This window comes from Nonomuraea solani (assembly GCF_900108335.1).
GTDB lineage: Bacteria > Actinomycetota > Actinomycetes > Streptosporangiales > Streptosporangiaceae > Nonomuraea > Nonomuraea solani.
In genome coordinates this window covers 249,212-267,250 of the sequence record NZ_FNVT01000011.1, presented here as the reverse complement: position 1 = coordinate 267,250, position 18,039 = coordinate 249,212, and the positions used below count along the sequence as shown (strand labels likewise).

Annotated in this window: 16 protein-coding genes; 6 read left to right on the top strand and 10 right to left on the bottom strand. The window is 72.3% G+C overall.

Annotated elements, in window-relative coordinates:
* Positions 1–66: 66 nt before the first annotated feature.
* A complete protein-coding gene (locus C4V41_RS34500; protein WP_103960161.1) occupies positions 67–672 on the bottom strand; it encodes a TetR/AcrR family transcriptional regulator in 606 nt (201 codons plus the stop codon).
* Between the two features lie 88 nt (positions 673–760).
* Between C4V41_RS34500 and C4V41_RS34495 the strand changes: the two genes are divergently transcribed.
* Positions 761–1,906, top strand: a complete 1,146-nt coding sequence (locus tag C4V41_RS34495; RefSeq protein ID WP_103960160.1) for a DUF418 domain-containing protein — start codon at positions 761–763, stop codon at positions 1,904–1,906.
* Here C4V41_RS34495 and C4V41_RS34490 read toward each other — a convergent pair.
* Positions 1,900–5,052 (bottom strand): ATP-binding protein, encoded by a 3,153-nt coding sequence (locus C4V41_RS34490; protein ID WP_103960159.1) that lies wholly within the window; start codon positions 5,050–5,052, stop codon positions 1,900–1,902. The genes C4V41_RS34495 and C4V41_RS34490 overlap by 7 nt on opposite strands.
* 168 nt (positions 5,053–5,220) lie before the next feature.
* On the opposite strand from C4V41_RS34490, the gene C4V41_RS34485 reads away from it, so the two are divergent.
* Complete coding sequence (locus C4V41_RS34485; RefSeq protein ID WP_103960284.1) at positions 5,221–6,423, top strand: PucR family transcriptional regulator; 1,203 nt, start codon at positions 5,221–5,223, stop codon at positions 6,421–6,423.
* On the opposite strand, the gene C4V41_RS34480 is transcribed toward C4V41_RS34485, so the two are convergent.
* The 4 genes from C4V41_RS34480 to C4V41_RS34465 all read right to left on the bottom strand — a co-directional run bounded on the left by C4V41_RS34480 (position 6,407) and on the right by C4V41_RS34465 (position 10,622).
* Positions 6,407–7,264, bottom strand: a complete 858-nt coding sequence (locus C4V41_RS34480) for an SGNH/GDSL hydrolase family protein (RefSeq protein ID WP_103960158.1) — start codon at positions 7,262–7,264, stop codon at positions 6,407–6,409. The two genes, C4V41_RS34485 and C4V41_RS34480, sit on opposite strands and share 17 nt — an antisense overlap.
* A 27-nt stretch (positions 7,265–7,291) precedes the next feature.
* Positions 7,292–8,416, bottom strand: coding sequence for an alkaline phosphatase PhoX (locus tag C4V41_RS34475; RefSeq protein WP_103960157.1), 1,125 nt, complete (start codon positions 8,414–8,416; stop codon positions 7,292–7,294).
* 122 nt (positions 8,417–8,538) lie between these two features.
* A complete protein-coding gene (locus tag C4V41_RS34470) occupies positions 8,539–9,141 on the bottom strand; it encodes a GNAT family N-acetyltransferase (RefSeq protein ID WP_200824430.1) in 603 nt (200 codons plus the stop codon).
* Positions 9,142–9,164: 23 nt separating this feature from the next.
* Positions 9,165–10,622 (bottom strand): APC family permease, encoded by a 1,458-nt coding sequence (locus C4V41_RS34465; RefSeq protein ID WP_103960156.1) that lies wholly within the window; start codon positions 10,620–10,622, stop codon positions 9,165–9,167.
* 263 nt (positions 10,623–10,885) lie between these two features.
* Here C4V41_RS34465 and C4V41_RS34460 point away from each other — a divergent pair, with 263 nt between their 5' ends.
* Together C4V41_RS34460 and C4V41_RS34455 are read left to right on the top strand one after the other, a co-directional pair.
* Positions 10,886–12,496: a carbamoyltransferase C-terminal domain-containing protein gene (locus C4V41_RS34460; RefSeq protein ID WP_235030547.1), complete on the top strand. Its 1,611-nt coding sequence runs from the start codon at positions 10,886–10,888 to the stop codon at positions 12,494–12,496.
* A 39-nt stretch (positions 12,497–12,535) separates the two neighbouring features.
* Positions 12,536–13,309: an N-acetylmuramoyl-L-alanine amidase gene (locus tag C4V41_RS34455; RefSeq protein ID WP_103960282.1), complete on the top strand. Its 774-nt coding sequence runs from the start codon at positions 12,536–12,538 to the stop codon at positions 13,307–13,309.
* On the opposite strand, the gene C4V41_RS34450 is transcribed toward C4V41_RS34455, so the two are convergent.
* A complete protein-coding gene (locus C4V41_RS34450) occupies positions 13,290–13,931 on the bottom strand; it encodes a TetR/AcrR family transcriptional regulator (protein ID WP_103960154.1) in 642 nt (213 codons plus the stop codon). The two genes, C4V41_RS34455 and C4V41_RS34450, sit on opposite strands and share 20 nt — an antisense overlap.
* Before the next feature lie 78 nt (positions 13,932–14,009).
* On the opposite strand from C4V41_RS34450, the gene C4V41_RS34445 reads away from it, so the two are divergent.
* Positions 14,010–15,110 (top strand): serine hydrolase domain-containing protein, encoded by a 1,101-nt coding sequence (locus tag C4V41_RS34445; RefSeq protein ID WP_103960153.1) that lies wholly within the window; start codon positions 14,010–14,012, stop codon positions 15,108–15,110.
* A 25-nt stretch (positions 15,111–15,135) separates the two neighbouring features.
* Here C4V41_RS34445 and C4V41_RS34440 read toward each other — a convergent pair whose 3' ends face one another.
* Positions 15,136–15,321: a hypothetical protein gene (locus tag C4V41_RS34440; protein WP_103960152.1), complete on the bottom strand. Its 186-nt coding sequence runs from the start codon at positions 15,319–15,321 to the stop codon at positions 15,136–15,138.
* A 176-nt stretch (positions 15,322–15,497) separates the two neighbouring features.
* Between C4V41_RS34440 and C4V41_RS34435 the strand changes: the two genes are divergently transcribed.
* Positions 15,498–16,310: an SAM-dependent methyltransferase gene (locus C4V41_RS34435; RefSeq protein ID WP_103960151.1), complete on the top strand. Its 813-nt coding sequence runs from the start codon at positions 15,498–15,500 to the stop codon at positions 16,308–16,310.
* Here the strand turns inward: C4V41_RS34435 and C4V41_RS34430 are convergent.
* Together C4V41_RS34430 and C4V41_RS34425 are read right to left on the bottom strand one after the other, a co-directional pair.
* Positions 16,300–16,857, bottom strand: coding sequence for a hypothetical protein (locus C4V41_RS34430; RefSeq protein ID WP_103960150.1), 558 nt, complete (start codon positions 16,855–16,857; stop codon positions 16,300–16,302). The genes C4V41_RS34435 and C4V41_RS34430 overlap by 11 nt on opposite strands.
* Before the next feature lie 33 nt (positions 16,858–16,890).
* Positions 16,891–18,033, bottom strand: coding sequence for an FAD-dependent monooxygenase (locus tag C4V41_RS34425; RefSeq protein ID WP_103960281.1), 1,143 nt, complete (start codon positions 18,031–18,033; stop codon positions 16,891–16,893).
* Between the last annotated feature and the right edge of the window lie 6 nt (positions 18,034–18,039).

Genomic DNA, 18,039 nt, shown 5'->3' with positions numbered 1-18,039 from the left:
AGCGATCCGATCCTCCTTGCCCACCGCCGCCGCGTCAACGGGTCCCTCTCCAAGAGGATGAAACTTTCATGCCGGCCGCCCTGGCCCGAAGCCGATCGCGGGCAGGATGGCCTGGTCGACGATGGCTCCCAGCGCGGTGTCGTCCGGCGGGACGCTCGCGTCGATCATGTGCTTGGTGACCAGGGCCTCGCCGATGTCGGTCACGACCGGGGTGAGCAGCTCGGCGGGGAAACGGCCGTGGCCGGCATAGTGCCGCAGGACGGTGCCGGTGAACGTGCCGCCGCGCTCGGCGAAGACCCGCTCGAACAGCGCCTCGGTGACCTCCGGAGGCCGTCGCGGGTCGGTCATGATGGCCGCGACGGCGCGCCCGGCCGGGCTGAGCATCCAGTCCACCATGAGCCGCAGGGCGCGGACCAGGTCGCCACGCAGGTCGTCGGCGCCCGGCGTGGGCTCCTCGACCGGGTGCAGGTGGCGCAGCGCGTCCAGGAGCACCTCGACGGGGTCGGACCAGCGGCGGTAGAGCGTGGTGCGGGGCGTCGCGGCGCGCTTGCCGATGCCGTCCATGGTCAGCCGCCCCACGCCGACCTCCGCCACCTCTTCCAGGACCGCGGTGTGGATGGCGTTGATCAGCTCATCGCCGCGCCGGCGGGTCCGCACGTGGTGATCGCCCATTCTCGCTCCAGCTTGCTTAGCTACGCGGCTGTAGCTTAGCTTGTGGGTATTAGCTACAAATCGTGTATCTAATTTCCCTGGGAGAGTCATGTCCTTAGCGACACCTGCCGCCGTGCCACTGACGCGGCGCTCGCTCGCGCCCGACCTCGCGCGCGGCCTGATGCTGCTGCTCATCGCCGTGGCGCACGCGCACATGTACCTGTCCGGCCACCAGAGCGGATTCCGCGGCTACTCCCTCGACGGCGGCCTCCTCGACCGGCTGGTCGCCGGGGTCCAGATCCTGCTGGTGGACGGGCGGGCGCTGCCCATGTTCGCCGCCCTGTTCGGCTACGGTCTCGTGCAACTGGCGAACCGGCAGGCCGCCATGGGGCGGAGCCGGTCGCAGATCCGGCGGGTGCTGCGGCGCCGGAGCCTGTGGCTGCTGGCGTTCGGGTTCTGCCACGCGCTGCTGCTGTTCTTCGGCGACATCCTGGGCGCGTACGGGCTGGTGGGGCTCGTCCTCATCGGCTTCGTCCAGCGGACGGACCGGGCACTGCTGCGGGCCGCCGTGGCCGGGCTGGTGCTGCACGTCGTCGTGCTCGCCGCGTTCGGCCTGCTCACCGTCTCCGCCCCCAAGGGCGACACGCCCGCCGCCCTGGCCGATCCGGTCGAGGCGCTGGTGATGCGGCTGATCGGGTGGGCGGGGATGACGCCGACCTACTTCGCGGCGAGCGTCGTGTCGGCGTTCCTGCTCGGCATCTGGGCGGCGCGCCGCCGGCTGCTCGACGAGCCGGCCGCTCATCGGGAGCTGCTCTCCCGGGTCGCGGTCGTGGGCGTCGGCGCGGCGGTCGTCGGCGGGGTGCCGCTGATGCTGGTGGACACGCGGGTCTGGGTGCCTTCCACGGCCGTCTCCATCGCCGCGTACGTGCTGCACAGCCTCACCGGCATCGCCGGCGGCCTCGGGTACGCGGCGCTCATCGGGCTCGCCGTGAGCCGGATGCGGCGCGGGACTCCCGGGCCGGTGGTCACCGCCCTGGTCGCGTGCGGGCAGTGGTCGCTGACCTGCTATCTGCTGCAGTCGGTGATCTTCACGGCGGTGTTCGCGCCGTACGCGGGCGGGCTCGGCGCGGTGGCAGGGGACGCCGCCGCCTCGGGGATCGCGGTGGTCACCTGGCTGGGCACGGTCCTGCTGGCCACGGCCCTCCGCGGCCGCCGGGGGCCCGCGGAGATCCTGCTGCGCAGGCTGACCTACTGAAGCCGCCGGGTGATCTCTTCCGCCCGGCGGCGGTCGTAGTGGGCCGCCAGCCGGTCGGCGGTGGTCATGGCCTGGTCCGCCGTCTTTCTCGCCGCCCTCTCCTTGCCCGCCGCGGCCAGGACGAGGGCGCGGGCCCAGCCGATCCTGGCCACCGCACCCGGGTTGCGGGCCGCGTACCTGGTCAGGTGGGCGGCGAGCCGGCGCGAGGTGGCCCGGTGCGGCGGCGGGTCCAGTGACCAGAGCAGCTCGGCGAGCCCGGTCCAGCATTCGATCATGCCGGGCTGCGCGGCCGGCAGCCGTTCCGCCAGCTCCAGCGCCCGATCAAGCGCTTCCCCGGGCGGGACGGCGGCCGGAAAGAGGCGGGCGGAGGCCGTGAGGAGGCGCAGGTCCTGGACGACGCGCATCACGCGCCCGTCGCGCAGGCCCAGCTCCCGCTCGTACGCGATGCGCCGGTCGGTGGAGGCGCGGGCCGCCGTCACCAGCGCCCCGATCCGCTCCGCCGGCACCCCGTCCACCCGCAGCAGCGCCTCCGCCCGGCCCGTCAGGCACCAGTAGCGGCCGATGTCGTCCCCGCCCACCCGCTTGAACGCCAGCTCCTCGGTCTCCTCGTACAGCTCCGCCGCCCGCGCGAAGTCCCCCTGCCACAGCGCGGTCTCGGCCAGCATGCCCACGCAGTTCTCCGCCATCCGCGGGTCGAGCGTCCTGGCCCGGCCCTCGGCGAACGACCGCCGGGCGGCACCGAACGCGCCCGAATGGAGCTGGTCGAGGCCGCGGGCCAGCCGGGCCCGGTTCGCGGCGTCGGTGGGGTGGCCGATGGCGGCCAGGGCGCGGTCGGCGAGGTCGCCGTAGCGGGTGGCCAGGCCGTGGCGTCCGGCCATCCGGGCGATCGTGGCGAAGTTCGCGTACGCCTCGGCTCGCAGCGCCGGGTCGGCCGCCCGTTCGGCGGCGTTGAGCTGGCGGAGCGAGGCGACCAGCATCACGGGCAGGTCCTGCCGGTGGTAGGCGAGCCTGGCCAGCAGCGTCAGCGCCTGCGCGGCCTCGGGCCCCGCCGGGTCCGTGCCCGAGATCGGCAGCAGCCGCCGGGCCGTCTGCCGCACGGCGGCGCCCGCCATGGCGGCCACGCGGCCGGCCGTCGAGGTGGGCAGCCGCTCGCCGAGCGTGCCGAGCGCCTGGTTCGCCAGACGGTCGGCCTCCTTCTCCCTGGCCAGCTGGTACGCGCTCACCCCCGCCATCCACGACCACCGAGCCCGCAGGTGCGGAGCCTGCGGCGTACGGGCGAGGTGGTCCCGCACGATCACCCCCGACTCCTCGTAGAGACGTAATCGCAGGCACAACGTCCAGTAGCGATCCAGAAAGCCCGGCTCCCCCGAAGCCGTCCAGGCCAGCCGGATGTTGTCCAGCTCCGCCGCCAGCACCCGGGTGACCTCGGTGTCCGACCCGTCGTGGAGGGCGGGGGCGTGGCGGTCGAGCAGGCGGGCGAAGTGGGTGGCGTGGCGGCGGCGCACCGGGGAGCCCGAGGGGAGGCGGGCGGCGGCGAGCTGCTGGACGAGGGGGTGGATGGTGTAGCGGCCCGAGGGCGTGAGCCGGATCATGCTGTGGTCGACCAGGCGGACCAGCACCGCGGGAGTGGTCCTGGCCACCTCCAGGGCGGAGCGCAGCGTGCAGCCGCCACGGAAGATCGACAACGCCGCCAGCGCCTCCTGACCCGCCGGGTCCAGCAGGTTCCAGGACGTCTCGAAGACCGTGCGCATGCAGGCGTGCCGCGAGCGGGCGGCGGGGCCGGCGGCGGACAGCAGCCCGGGGTCCACGCCGAGCCGTTGCGCCAGGTCGGCGCAGGGGACGGCGCGCAGCAGGCTGGCCGCCAGCTCGATGGCCAGCGGCAGGCCGCCGGTGGCGGTGCAGATCGCGGCCACCAGGGCGGCCTCGCGGTCCGGGTCGAACGCCGGCCGCGCCGCGAGCGCCCTGGCCGCGAACAGGGCCTCGGCGTCCGGTCCCGGCAGGCCCTCCAGGGTGATCGTCACCTGGCCGGGCAGGTCCAGGCGGCGCCGGCTCGTCGCCAGCACCCGCACACCCGGGGCGGCGCGCAGGATCTCGCCGATGACCGGGTCGAAGGTGGGGAGGTGTTCGAGGTTGTCCAGGACGAGGAGCAGGGGCAGGGCGCGGGCGGTGAAGGCGGACAGGAGCAGGTCGAGCGCGGGCCGCGCCGGCGACAGGTCCACGCCGAGCCGCCGGGCCAGCGTGGTGACCGCCGCCTCCGGCCGTACGCCGGCGAACGACACGAAGGCCGTCTCGGACGATGCGGCGGCGGCGATGGCGAGGCGGGTCTTGCCGATGCCACCCGGCCCCAGCAGGGTGACGAGGCGCTCACGGGACAGCAGCGCGCGCAGCCGCCGCACGTCGCCGTCCCGGCCGATCAGCTCCGTGGCGGGGACGGGCAAGGGCGTGCGGCGGGCGGGAAGGGGCCGGGGCAGGAGGTCACGGCGGACGGCCAGGGTCTCCGGCGCGGGCGAGACGCCCAGGTCGGCCGCCAGCCGCCGGCGCAGCTCCTCGAAGCAGGCCAGCGCCCCCGCCCGGTTGCCCGCCCCGGCCAGCGACACCATCAGCAGCCGGTGCGCCTCCTCGTCGTACGGGTCCAGCGCCGCCACGATCCGCGCCAGCCGTACCATGTGGTCGGATCCGTCGGGCTCGGCCGCCACGAGCAGCCCGCGCAGCAGCAGGCGCACGCGATGCCGCTCCGACTCCAGCCACCCGGCGAAGGCGGGGGCGCCCTCGAAGGAGACGCCGTCCAGGAAGTCTCCGCGCCACAGGCCCAGCGCCTCGGCCACCGTCGGAGCCTGGCCGAGCCGCCGGTGGTCCACGAAACAGCCGTCGCCGGCCAGGAAACGTACGTGGTCGCGGGTGATGTCGAGCCACTCGCCGACCTCACGGCGCAGCTCCGACAGCGCCAGGCGCAGGCTGCCCCGGGCGTTTGCGTCGGGCCGCTCGCCCCACAGCAGCTCGGCCAGCTCACCCCGCGAGCGCGGACCGGACGTGGTGGCGAGGTAGCAGAGCAGGGCGCGCGTCTTGGCGGAGCGAATGCTCATGGGCAGCCCGCCGACGGCCAGATCCGGCGTGCCGAGCAGCAGCAGGGTCAGCGACTCTCCCATAGCGCGAGAGGGTAGGCGTGGATCTGCGGCCTGACTGTGTCAAACGTTACGTACGCCCTGTGCTCTGCACCACTGACCCACTCCTACCGGGTCCGGCTCAAGGTGACCGGCCTGTAGGAGGCACATCGGGGGTGGTGGCCGGGGCCCTTGTTCTGGCAGGGTTCGAGCGTGGTCCGCGCCCTCACCCTGGCCGGGCGTCCCGTGCACGAGGTGCTCGAACGTCAGGTCCCCAAGCTGGCCAGGCGGCTCGTGCGAGGCTTCGCCGAGCAGATCCCGCTCTACCGGCGGCTGCCGCAAGAGGAGCTCGACGGCGACATCACCGCCATCACCGAGCACAACCTGCGCCTGGTCGCGCGAGTCTTCCGTGACCGCCGCCCGCCCGCCAGGGCCGGGCTGGCGCCGCTGCGCGACTCGGCGGCCCGCCGCGCCCAGGAGGGCGTCCCGCTCGAAGCGCTGCTCGCGGCCTACCATCTGGGGGCGCGCATGATCGCGGAGGAGCTGTTCGCCGACGCGGGGCCCGGCGACCTCGACGACGTGCTGGAGGCCAACCGGATCATGCTGCTCTACCTGGAGGCCGCGACGACGGCCGTGTGCACCGCCTACCTGGAGGAGCGGGAGAGCCTGCTCAGCCAGGAGCAGCACGCCATGCACGCCACCGTCGCCGCGCTGCTCGGCGGCGACGGCGGCGAGCGCGCGGCGCTCGCGGGGGTCCGGCTGGCGCCGCGCTACCTGGTCCTGGCCATCGCGGCGGGCCGGCATCCCGACGAGGACGGGCCGGGCGCGGCGATCGCCGGGCGGCGCAAGTTACGCCGGATCAGGAGCGCGCTCCAGCGGTACGTGGCCGAGCCGGTCCTGCCCGCCCTGGACACGGCGGGCGGGCTCGTCCTGATCCCGCTGCGGAACCAGGAGCCTGAGACCGCCGACCTGGCGCGGGCGGCCGGTGAGGCGGCGGGCGTGCCCGTGTGGCTGGCCGCCGCCTCCGCGCCCCCGGCGGCCGTGCCGGCGGCGGCCCGGCTGGCCGAGGAGGTCCTCGACGTCGTACGGATCTTCGACCGTCCCCCAGGCGCCTACCACCTGGCCGACGTGCTGCTCGAATACCAGCTCACCAGATCCAGCGAGGCCACCGCCGCGCTCGCCGGGCTGCTCGACCCGCTGCTCGACAACCCCGACCTGCTCAGGACGCTCAAGGCGTACCTGGACATGGGCCTCGACCGGCGGCGCACGGCTGAGCTGCTGCACGTGCACCCGAACACCGTCGACTACCGCCTGCGCAGGGCGGTCAGCCTGACCGGGCTCGACCCGGTGAACCCGGCGCACCTCCAGCGCATCGGAGCCGCGCTGGCCGCGCGCCGCCTCACAGGACCCCGGTGACCGCCGCCGTCACGGCGACGGCGAAACCGCGCATCCCGAGCGCGTTCGGGTGGAACGGCGCGGCGGGGGCGGCGGGGACGTACGGCTCGATCCACCGCACGCCGGGCGCGGTGCACGGGTCGTGGCCGACGCTCGGGGTCTGCAGGTCGATGAAGCCGGCCCCGGCTCCGGCGGCCTGCTCGGCCAGCATCTGGTTGAAGTACAGGAGCGTGGCCCTGATGTAGTTCGCGTCCGCCCGGATGATCGGAACGCGCGGATAGCAGCCGTTCGGCCGGGCGTAGGTCGCGTAGCCGACCACGAAGATCCGGGCCTGCGGGGCGCGGGCGCGGATGTCGGAGACCAGCGTGGTCAGCCGGGGCCGCAGCGCGTCGGTCTTGAGCCGCCAGGTGTCCTGGCCGTTCTCGATGTAGTCGTCGTTGCAGGCGTCGCCGATGGGCGGGGGCAGCAGGTTCAGGCAGTCCTCGATGAAGCCGGTCAGCCCGACGTCGTTGGCGCCGATCTGCACGGTGACCAGCGTGGTGTCCGGGGTGAGGGCGTCGAGCTGGGGTGGTACGTCGCCGAGTTCGGTGCTCTGCGGCTGGTACATGTCCGTGGTGTCGGCGCCGGAGCAGGTGACGTCGCGTAACGTGCTCGCGCCGATGTTCTGGGCGGTGAGGTGGGCGTAGTTGCGGTCGGAGCGCAGGCAGCCGAAGTCGGGGCCGATCTGGTTCGGCACGAGCGGCCCCGAGGCGGCGGAGTCGCCGAGCGCCACGTAGATCTCGGCCTGGGCGGCGTGCGCGGGCGGCACCAGGGTCAGCGCGAGGAGGAGGGCTGCGAGCAGGGTGAACGTACGTCGCACCATGAGGGGGGCTCCTTCGGGATGGGGGGTTCAGCGGCGGAAGGGGCCGGTCACCTCGTAGGTGATGCCTCCGGTGCCCGCGGACTCGCCGCTGGTGCCGCGCTGGGAGGAGAAGTAGAGCCGCCGGCCGTCGGGGGAGAAGGCGGGCCCGGTGATCTCCGAGCCGCTCTGGCCGTCGAGCCGCATGACGGGGGCGACCACGCCGTCGGGCGTGATGATGTTGATCTCCATGTTGCCGCCGTCCTCGGCGACGTAGAGGTCGCCGGAGGGGCGCCCGGTGATGTTGTCGACGCCGTCGAGCGTGCCCGTGCCGTCGTAGATCGCGGTCACGGTCTGGCGGGCGGTGTCGTACGCCCAGACCTTGCGGTCGCCCTTCGCGGTGAAGTAGCAGACGCCACCGGCGTAGTGGCAGCCCTCGCCGCCGTTGAAGTGCCTGGCCGCCGAGACCTGGTGCCGGGTCTGGCGCGACAGGATGCCGGGCTGCGGGTCGGGGACCTGGCGCCATTCGACGGCGTCGCCGCTGAGGGCGCACAGCACGTCGAGCCGGCCGCTGGACAGGTCGCCCCAGGTGGTGGGGGCGAAGCGGTAGAGACAGCCGTCGGTCTCGTCCTCGGTCAGGTAGATGACCCGGTGGTCGGGGTCGCAGGCGGCGGCCTCGTGCTTGAAGCGGCCCATGGCGGGGCGGGCGCGGGCGGTGCCGCCGAGCGGGCACGTCTCGTGCACCCGGCCGCGGAAGATCTCCTCGCACGACAGCCAGGTGTTCCAGGGGGTGGCGCCGCCGGCGCAGTTGACGCTGGTGCCGCTGAGGATCCGGTAGGCCCGCTCGATCGACCCGTCGGCCCTGAACTTGATCGCCGACGCCCCGCCGACCAGCGGCACCTCGGAGTTGGACACGTAGATCCAGCCGGTGCCGTCGGCGAAGCAGGCGCCGCCGTCGGGAGCCGGGTGCCAGAGGATGCCGCCGACGCTCCGGCCCGACCTGGCCACGACGCGGCCGGTGAAGCCGGAGGGTAACGCCATGCCGTTGGCGTCCGGGGCGCCGAGCGGCCCGTAGGGGCTCGCCCCGGCCGACACCGAGGCGACCGCCTCATGCCACACCGCCCCCGAGAACGCGACCGCGGCGGACATGGCGGTGATGAACGTACGGCGGCGCATGGCGGCTCTCCCCTGATCGCAGTTCGATTCGCATGCACACGATGAGCCATGCTCGTCATTCTGTGAACTGGACAGGAGAGTAAATGTCAGCGGTCAAATCTGTGACGGTTCACAAATCGGTTTCACGAATCGGGCGACCCAGGCCGCCACATCGGCCAGACCATCGCCCCGTCGGGCAGCGTGTACGGCGCCAGCCCCTGATAACCGTGCCGGGCGTAGAGATCGCGGTTGCGCGGGTCACTCGCCTCCAGGTACGCCGGCATACCGTTCAGCCGGGCATGGTGGTGCCGGAGCAACGCCGTCCCGAGCCCCTCGTTCTGCCGGTCGGGGTGGACCGCCAGAAAGGCCAGCCGATGGAACGGCGCCGCGGGCAGATGCCGATCGAACAGCTCGTCGAGCGCCCGGAACCGCTCCACCCACTCACCCGTGGCCTCGGCCAGCCGCCGGTCGTAGTCATGCGGCGGAGGCAGCGGCGACACGTGCGGGAACCAGACCGCGACGGCCGGGCCATCGTCGATCAGGTGGATCTCGCCGTGCTCGACGGCGTGGTCGACGAGGATCCGCAGGTTGGCCGTCATCACCCTGCGCCGCTCCCTGCGGACGGGCACCAGGTAGGACGCCGACCGCAGCCCGGCGAACGCGATCGCGACGAGGTCGGCGACCTGCTCCGCGTCGTCGGCCGTGGCCCGTCGGATGGCCGGCCTCATCGTGAAGGTCTTTCCCATGGGCCCAGGTCTCCTCTCATGCGTCATGCGGTGTCCTGGGCGGTGGCCGCCTGGGCGCCCATCCCCACAAGAGCGTAAACGGCGGGCTGCCCGGACCGCAGCACAAGCGCCCATACCGCCCCAAGTACGGCGGTGACGCCGTAGACCGCGGGCAGCAGCCAGGCGAGCGGGTGGCCCTCCGGCACGCCGAGCAGGGTCGGGAAGTTGTCCAGCGCCAGCCACACCATCACGGCCAGCGCGATCACCGACACGACGGGGGCGATCACCCGCCGGGAGAGCGTCTCGCCGCCCGGTTCGCGGGAGAAGTAGACGATGATCGCGATGGCGGTCACGAAGATCAGCAGCAGCACCCCGAGCCCGCCGAACGAGCCGCCATAGAAGAACAACCGCACCAGCGGATCGAGCCCCAGGATCGCGTACAGCACGATGACGGCCAGCCCGAGCACGCTCTGTGTGATCGAGCCCGCCACCGGCGCGCCGGTGCGCGCGTGCGTGCGGCCGAAGAGCGACGGCAGCACCCGCTCGCGGCCGAGCGCGAAGAAGTAGCGGGCGGTGGTGTTGTGGAAGGAGATCATCGCGGCGAAGACGCTGGTCACGAAGAGCACCCGGGCGATGTTCACCACGGTGCCGCCGAGATGGATGTGCGCGAGGGCGAAGATGGTGTCCGCCTGGTAGCGCTGGGTCACGGTGACGATCCGGCCGGGGCCGGTGGCGACCGTCATGGCCCAGGCCGAGAGCGCGTACAGGACGGCGATGATCGCCACGGACGCGTACGTGGCCGCCGGCACCGTACGACGCGGGTTCCGGCTCTCCTCCGAGAACACCACCGACGACTCGAACCCGACGAACCCGAGCGTCGCGAGCACCAGCAGCGCCCCCACGCCCGGCACGAACAGCGCGGCCGGCGACAGCGTCTCGACCGAGTAGACGCCGTCCGCCGGGTTGATCAGGTCGGCCAGGTCGAACAGCAGGATCACCGCGATCTCGGCGGTCAGCAGCACCGCCAGCAGCCGCCCGTTGACGTCCACCCGCAGCACGCCCAGGCCCGCCACCAGCACCCAGGCGACCAGCGCGATCGCCCACCACGCGGGCGTGACGCCCAGCCAGGCTTCGAGCAGCGGCGCCACCGCCACCCCGAACGCGCCGTAGAGGGCCACCTGCAGCGTGTTGTACGCGACCAGCGCCACCCACGCGGCCGCGATCCCCGCGGGACGGCCGAGCCCCCTGCTGACGTAGGTGTAGAACGCGCCGGCGTTGGCGATGTGCCGGGCCATCGCCACATATCCCACCGCGAACACCGCCAGCACGGCCCCCACCACGAGAAAGGCGATCGGCAGCCCGGTGATCCCGGTGATGGCGTAGCCGGTGGTGACGATGCCGGCGACGACGGTGAGCGGCGCGGCGGCCGACAGGACGAAGTAGACGACGGAGGGCGCCCCGAGCCGGTCGGCGGCGAGCGAGCCGGAGTCCGCTGTACGCATCGTGGTCCTTCCAGGGGGTGTCTTGGCGCGCCTCGTATGGTGCGGCGGAATTCCGGCAGCGGCCAGCGCCCTGCCCGCCACGTTCTCGTTGTCCGGTTCATCACGTGCCCCTTACGCGGTCGGGAGATCCACTTGTTCTGACCTGGGGTAATCGGTGGCGGGGAGCACAACCAGGAGGGACCGAGATGACGGACTTTCCCATTGTTGTCGGTGTAAATCGCACCCAAGATGGCTCTATCGCGGTCGCGGTGGGCGAGTCGGGCATGTACAGCCTGCAGAAAGAGCGCGTCAGCCGCCGCAAGCACCACTGGGGCCGCCTGGGCGACCTGCCCGACCGGTACCTGCCCGCCATGCCCCTGCTCAAGGAGCCGGTGGACCTGGTCGTGGAGGGATATTCCTCCGACACCGAGATCGAGCACGCCGTCGCGTACCAGCAGGAGGCGCGCGCGACCCTCAGCCTGAAGGACGGCGCGCCGATCGTGCTCGTCTCGCACCACCTCTCACACCTCTACAGCGCCTTCCCGCCCTCGCCGTTCGAGCGGGCGGCCGGGCTCGTGATCGACGTACGGGGGAGCAGGGCCGCGGACTTCACCGAGCACGTCGAGCTGCCGCCGGGCACGGACGGCGACCTGCTGGAGGTCGGCTCGTTCTACCGGTGCTCGCGCGAGGAGGGCGTCGAGTGCCTGGCCAAGCAGCTCTGGGACGGCGACTGGGACCGGCCGGCCGGGCTCGGCGCCTTCTTCGCGCTGGTGACGGACATGCTCTGGCCGGACGAAGAGGAGCAAGACAGGGTGACGGGGCTGGCGCCGTACGGCGACCCGGACGCGCTCGGCCTGCCCGACCTCGACGTACGCGGCCACGAGGTGCACGTCCCGCCGGAGTGGCTGGAGGTCTTCGGCCGCGGCGACGCCTTCGTCTACGAGCCGGGCGGCGGCGCGTTCCGCCGGGCCGCGAACCTGGCCGCCGCCGGTCAGCGCGCCTTCGAACGGGCGCTGGCCCGCCTGGCGGACTGGCTGCACGAGCGGACCGGCCTGGACGCGCTGGTGTACGCCGGCGACTCCGCGCTGAACTCCCCGGCCAACGGGCGGCTCGTCCGCGCGTCCCCGTTCCGCGAGGTGTTCGTCCCGCCCAGCCCGCACGACGGCGGCACCGCCGTGGGCTGCGCCCTGTACGGCCTCATCGCCTGCCTCGGCGTGGACAGCCGGTTCCGCTGGACCGACGACTTCCTCGGGCCCGACCCTGACGAGAGCGCGATCGAGGCGGCCGTCCGCGCCCTGCCCATCGGCCTGCACGCCGAGCGTCCCGACCTGCCCGCCGGCCTGTACGCCGAGCGCCCCGCCGACCTGGCCGGCGAGATCACCGCGCTGCTGGCGAGCGGGCTCGTGGTGGGCCTGCACCAGGGCCGCAGCGAGTCGGGCCCGAGGACGCTGGGCAACCGGAGCGTCCTCGCCGACCCGCGCTACCTCCAGGACCACCTCACGTTCGAGGTGCTGGGAAATGAGTGGTTCCGGCCGCTGGGGTCGCTGGTGCTGGCCGGCCACACCGAGCGGATCTTCGACGTGGACCGCCCGGTCACACAGGCCACGGTCGCCGTCCGCCCGGAGTTCCGCGATCTGCTGCCGGGGATCACGCACGTGGACGGCACGGCCAGGCCGCGGACGGTCGAGCCGGTCGCCACCCCGTTCCTGCACGCGCTGCTGACCAGGTGGCACGAGCGCACGGGCGTCCCGGTGCTGATCAACGCCGCGCTCGGGGACCCGCCGGCCGAGACGCCGGAGCACGCGATCGAGGTCCTGCGCTCGACCGGCCTGGACGCGCTGGCGATGCCGCCGTACCTGATCCGCAAAACGACACGAAATCCCAGGTCAGGCTAGGTCATGGGTTCGGCGGTCGGTGGCCGGTACGGTCGGTGCATGCGCGCCTACCGAGCCGGACCCGTGGTGGTGGCCACGCTGGTGCTGTCCACCGCCTGCGGGGGCGCCGCGCCCGCCGCGTACCAGGCGACGCCGACCGTCTCGCCTCTCAGAGAGCCGCTGGCCGGGAAGGTCGTGGTGATCGACCCCGGGCACAACGGCGGCAACGCCGCGCATCCCGAGGAGATCAACCGTCAGGTCGACATCATCAACGGCCGCAAGGCGTGCAACACCACCGGCACCGAGACCGACGACGGCTACACGGAGCACGCCTTCACCTGGGACGTCGCCAACGACCTCAAGCCGATGCTGGAGAAACTGGGCGCCAAGGTCGTGCTCACCCGGCCCGACGACAAGGGCGTGGGCCCCTGCGTCACCGAGCGGGCCGCCATCGGCAACGAGGCCAGGGCGGACGCGGTCGTGTCGATCCACGGCGACGGGGCCGCGCCGGGCGGGCACGGGTTCCACGTGATCATGCCCGGGTTGCTGCCCGGGCACAACGACGACGTGATCAAGCCCTCCCGCAGGCTCGGGCGGGCCATCCGCGACGCCTTCCGCGCCGGCACCGGCCTGCCGTACGCCACCTACACCGCGCGAAACGGCCTGCAGACGCGCACCGACCTGGGCGGGCTCAACCTGTCGAAGCGGCCGGCGGTGTTCATCGAGTGCGGCAACATGCGCAACGACGGCGACGCCGCCAAGATGTCCGACGCCGCCTTCCGCAAGCGCATGGCCACCTCCCTGGCCGCCGGGCTCAGGCGGTACCTGAACTAGCGTAGGCGCGCAGGAACACCGTCACCGCGGCCTCCGACAGGCGTTCGCGGTCGGCCTCCGTGTAGTGCTCGCCGCCGCCGCCCGAGAACATCACCTTGTTCACCGGGATCCACAGCAGCAGGCCGGCGAAGTGCTCGGCGGCGAGCTGCGGGTCGTCGAGGCGGAGCAGGCCGCGGCCGGCCAGCCGCTCGAACGCCGTGGCCATGGTCTTCAGCGAGCGCTCGAAGCCCTGCTCGTACCAGGCCCGGCCGAGGTCGGGGAAGCGGTCGGCCTCGGCGATGATCAGCCGGCGCAGCCGCAGCACGTCGGGGTGCAGGATCGCGTCGAGGAAGCGGCGGGCCAGCTCGCCGAGGTCCTTCTCCAGGTCGTCGCTGTCGTCGAGGGCCGCTGTGATCATCTTGGCCAGCCCGTCCACCTGGCCGGTGGTGTCCAGGATGATGCTGGTGAAGAGCTGTTCCTTGTCGGTGAAGTGTTTGTAGACGGTCTGCTTCGACACCGCGGCCAGTGAGGCCACCTCGTCCATGCTCGCGCCGACGTAGCCGTTGCGCAGGAAGACGGGCAGCGCCGCCTCCAGGATCTGCCTGCGCTTGCGTGCCGTCCGGCCGTCCTCTTCAGGTGCCATGCCCAACACAGTACTAGACAGTTCCGTACTGATGTCAGTACTGTACCGTCTAGTTCCGAAACGCGGGAAGGACAGATCATGAGCGATCTCCAGAAGCAGGTGCAGGAAGCCGCCGACCGCCTCGTCGAGTCGGGCGAGGAGCGCGGGCTCCAGGTGGCCGCCTACCGGGAGGGCGTCCAGATCGTGGACGTGGTCGCGGGCGTCGCCGACCCAGGGACGGGCCGCCCCGTGACGTCCGATACGCCCTTCTACAACTTCTCGATCGGCAAGGGCGCCACCGCGACGGTCGCGCACCTACTCGCTGAGCGGGGGCTGTTCGGCTATGACACGCCGGTGGCCGAGCTGTGGCCGGAGTTCGCGCGGCACGGCAAGCAGGGCGTCACCGTACGCCACGTGCTCTCGCACACGGCCGGCGTGCCCGGCGTCCCCCTGGACACCACGCCCGAGGACGTCTGCGACTGGGGCAAGATGGTCGCCGCGCTGGAGGACGCCGAGCTGTGGTGGGAGCCGGGCACCAAGGTCGGCTACCACGCCTACACGTTCGGCTTCCTGGTGGGCGAGATCGTCCGGCGGGTGACCGGCAAGCCCATCTCCCAGGTGCTGCTGGAGGAGGTCACCACGCCGCTGGGCGTGGCCGATGAGCTCTACTTCGGGATGCCCGAGAAGGAGCACGCGCGGCTGGCCAGGCTGGAGGACGCGCCGGCGGACATGTCGGCGTTCGGGGAGATGCCAGCGGACCTGCCGATGTTCAGGGCCGCGCCGATGACGCTGATGCCGAACGCGGAGCTGGGCAACCGGCCCGACTACCTGTCGGCCGACATTCCGGCGGGCGGCAAGACCTCGGCCAGGGCGATCGCGCGGATGTACGCGGCGCTGCTCGGCGAGGTGGACGGGACACGGCTGATCTCTGCCGAGCGACTGCGCGAGGTCACGGCCGTGGCGTCGAGTGGCATGGACGAGGTGTTCGGCATGCCGTCGACCTGGGGGCTCGGTTTCGGCATCGGCGACCCGGCCTCCAGCACCGAGCCGAGCCCGACGACGTTCGGGATGGCGGGCGCCGGCGGCAGCTCGGCCTGGGCCGACACTGCGACGGGCACGACGTTCGCGCTCACCAAGAACCGGCTCACCAACGACTTCTCGGCGGCCGGTCTGATGGGCGGCCTGATCTCCCAGGGCTAGGAGCTCGGCGTCGCCTTGCCGGGGCTCAGCCGTCGCGGCACAGCGGCTTGCCGCCGACCACGCAGGCGATCTCGTCGAGCTGACAGCTCAACAGGGTGCCGTTCATGCCGAGCACCAGCACGAGGTCGCGCCGGGGCGGGTGCGCCAGCATGACCCTGCCGACGACGCCGTTGTCCAAGATCACGGTAGGGCGGCCTGCCGCGTTGTCCATGCCCTCGTGACTCCTCTCAGGTCCGGAACGAGGCCCGCGCCGGACCCGTCCCCACCAGGATGCACAGGCTTGTGCCCCGAGCGCATCGGTCATGAGGCTCTAATTCATGCCGACTGCCGCCGGACGTTAGCTACTCGCGAGTAGGATGGGCTGATCCGGCGAAGGAGACGGCCCCTGTGACCGAGCTAGAACGCGTTCCGCCCGGTGTCGATCCCACGGTTCCGAGCTCCGCCCGGGTCTACGACTACCTCCTCGGCGGCAAGGACCACCTGGCGGTGGACCGGGCGGTGGCCGACAGGCTCCTCGCCGTCGCCCCCGACGCCCGCCTGGTGGCCAGGGCCAACCGCCGCTTTCAGATCGAGGTGGTCAGGCATCTGGCCGAGCGTGGCCTGCGCCAGTTCATCGACCTGGGCACCGGCATCCCGACCTCGCCCAGCATCCACGAGACCGTCCGCGCGGTGAGCCCGGCCTGCCGGGTGATCTACGTGGACCACGACCCCATGGTGCGCCTGCACGCCCAGGCGCTGCTGGCCGACGCCCCGGGCGTCGCCGGCATCCAGGCCGACCTGCGCCGTCCCGCCGAGCTGTTCGCCGACCCCCACGTCAGCGGGCTGATCGACTTCGACCAGCCGCTGTGCGTGCTGATGGTCGGCGTCCTGCACTACGTCATGGACGAGGAGGACCCGGCCGGGATCGTGGACGCCTTCAGGAAGCGCATGGTCCCCGATAGCGCGCTGGTGATCTCGCACTCCATGGCCGAGAGCGCCCCCGAGGCGATCGAGCGACTCCGGATGGCGACGGCCGGCTCGCCCGCGCAGGCCAGGTTCCGCACGCGGGCGGAGGTCCTGCGGTTGTTCGACGGGTTCGAGCTGATCGGGCCCGGCCTGGTGCCGGTCCAGGACTGGCACCTCGGCCCGGACGACCTCCCCCTGCTGGACGGCCCGCCGCTGATGCGCGTGGACGGCGGGGCCGGGCTGCTCAGAGCCTGATCGACTTGATGATCTTGACCAGTTCGGGAACGAGGGGCTCGCTGGCCATCACGGTGACCACGACGCCGTCGCGCTCCACCCAGCCGGCGTAGCGCCCGTGGCCCAGCGCGCCATCGCCGTCCCTGGTCAGCACCTCGCGGCTGCCGACCTTCAGGGTCGTGGTGTCGGTGAACCGCCCCTCCTGGAACGGCACCTTCTTGAGCTGGGCGAGCTTGGTCACCCCGGGCCGGCACGCGACCCGGACCCACAACGACCGGTGCGCGCGGTCCACGTCGTCGCGGTCATCAGCCCACAGGTAGCCGTACTCGGTCATGCCGTGGTGCCTGTTCGCCACCACCTCGCCGTAGGTGAACCCCTTCGGCAGGTGGCCGACGCGCACACCCTTGATGGCCTTCGTACCCCTGGCCGGCCGGTCGGGCTCGGTCCGCTTCAGCTCCGCCTTGGACGGGGCGGGGCAGGCGGGGCGGGCGGACGCCTCGGCGGGCAATGCGATCAGCGCCAGCGTCGCGGCGATGGGCAGCGCGGCCAAGGCGTGAAGTGTTCTCATGCCGGGATTGGATGCCGCCCGTGATCGGAAAGTTCAGTAGTTCTTGAGCTCGATGTCCGTGGCGAACTTGTCGCCCATTTTCATCATCAAACGGAGCAGGAAGCGGTATTTGAACATCCAGTTGCGCATCCGGAGCCGGGCGGGGGTCGCGGGGGCGAGGAAGGGGCCCGCGTTGCCGTTCTTGGCCATTTTGGCGTATCCGCGCATCAGCCTCTCGTACTCGGCGAAGGCCACCCGGTGATCGCCGCCGGCCGCGGCCAGCTCGCCCGCCAGCACGTACGCGCCCACCATGGCCAGCCCGCTGCCGAAGCCGCCCAGGGTGTTGCCGTACGCCGAGTCGCCCAGCAGCACCACCCGGCCCTGGCTGTAGCGGTCGATCCTGACCTGGCTGATCGAGTCGAGATAGACGTCCTCCGACCGGTCCACCGCCGCCATGACCGCCGGTGCCCGCCAGCCCATGCCCTTGTAGACGCGGGCCAGGATGTCCTTTTGGCCGCGCGGGTCGTAGCGGTCGTAGTCGAGCCGCTCGGAGGCGAACACGAAGAACGCCGGCGCCTTCGGGCCGCCCACGGCGACCATCCTGCCCGGCTCGTTGTACATCTGGGGCATCCCGCCGAATTCCCCCTCGATCTCTACCAGGGCGTAGTAGTGGCCGAGGAAGCGCACATAGTCGGACTCGGGGCCGAAGGCGAGGCGGCGCACGTTCGAGTGGATGCCGTCCGCGCCCACGACCAGGCCGAACGTACGGGGTGCGGAGCGTTCGAAGGTGACGTGGACGCCGTCGGGGGTCTCGGTGAGTGACGTGATCGAGTCGCCGAAGACGTACTCGCAGTGGGCCGCCGTGTGCTCGTAGAGGAGCCTGGCCAGGTCGCCGCGCCTGATCTCCAGGTCGCCGCCGGTGAACTCGCCCGGCACGACCGCCACCTTGCGGCCGTGGGCGTCCACGATCTCCTGGTCGGTGCCGCCGGTCCGCAGCCGCCGCACGTCTTCCAGGACGCCCATGCGGTCGAGGACGGTGAGGTGGGTCGCGCCCTTGAAGTCGACGGCCTGGCCGCCGGTGCGAAGGACGGGGGCCTTCTCGACCACGGTGACGGTGTAGCCGTGGCGGGTCAGCCAGTGGGCGAGGGCGGGGCCGCCGATGCTGGCGCCGGAGATGAGGACGTTGGTGTTGCGCATGCCCGG

Bases quoted from the DNA above. Each gene is read 5' to 3' on its own strand.
- C4V41_RS34480 (WP_103960158.1), bottom strand. From the start codon at position 7,264: ATGGTGCGACGTACGTTCACCCTGCTCGCAGCCCTCCTCCTCGCGCTG.
- C4V41_RS34450 (WP_103960154.1), bottom strand. From the start codon at position 13,931: ATGGCACCTGAAGAGGACGGCCGGACGGCACGCAAGCGCAGGCAGATC.
- C4V41_RS34475 (WP_103960157.1), bottom strand. From the start codon at position 8,416: ATGCGCCGCCGTACGTTCATCACCGCCATGTCCGCCGCGGTCGCGTTC.
- C4V41_RS34500 (WP_103960161.1), bottom strand. From the start codon at position 672: ATGGGCGATCACCACGTGCGGACCCGCCGGCGCGGCGATGAGCTGATC.
- C4V41_RS34430 (WP_103960150.1), bottom strand. From the start codon at position 16,857: ATGAGAACACTTCACGCCTTGGCCGCGCTGCCCATCGCCGCGACGCTG.
- C4V41_RS34425 (WP_103960281.1), bottom strand. From the start codon at position 18,033: ATGCGCAACACCAACGTCCTCATCTCCGGCGCCAGCATCGGCGGCCCC.
- C4V41_RS34460 (WP_235030547.1), top strand. From the start codon at position 10,886: ATGTACAGCCTGCAGAAAGAGCGCGTCAGCCGCCGCAAGCACCACTGG.
- C4V41_RS34445 (WP_103960153.1), top strand. From the start codon at position 14,010: ATGAGCGATCTCCAGAAGCAGGTGCAGGAAGCCGCCGACCGCCTCGTC.
- C4V41_RS34470 (WP_200824430.1), bottom strand. From the start codon at position 9,141: ATGGGAAAGACCTTCACGATGAGGCCGGCCATCCGACGGGCCACGGCC.
- C4V41_RS34490 (WP_103960159.1), bottom strand. From the start codon at position 5,052: ATGGGAGAGTCGCTGACCCTGCTGCTGCTCGGCACGCCGGATCTGGCC.
- C4V41_RS34465 (WP_103960156.1), bottom strand. From the start codon at position 10,622: ATGCGTACAGCGGACTCCGGCTCGCTCGCCGCCGACCGGCTCGGGGCG.
- C4V41_RS34495 (WP_103960160.1), top strand. From the start codon at position 761: ATGTCCTTAGCGACACCTGCCGCCGTGCCACTGACGCGGCGCTCGCTC.
- C4V41_RS34440 (WP_103960152.1), bottom strand. From the start codon at position 15,321: ATGGACAACGCGGCAGGCCGCCCTACCGTGATCTTGGACAACGGCGTC.
- C4V41_RS34455 (WP_103960282.1), top strand. From the start codon at position 12,536: ATGCGCGCCTACCGAGCCGGACCCGTGGTGGTGGCCACGCTGGTGCTG.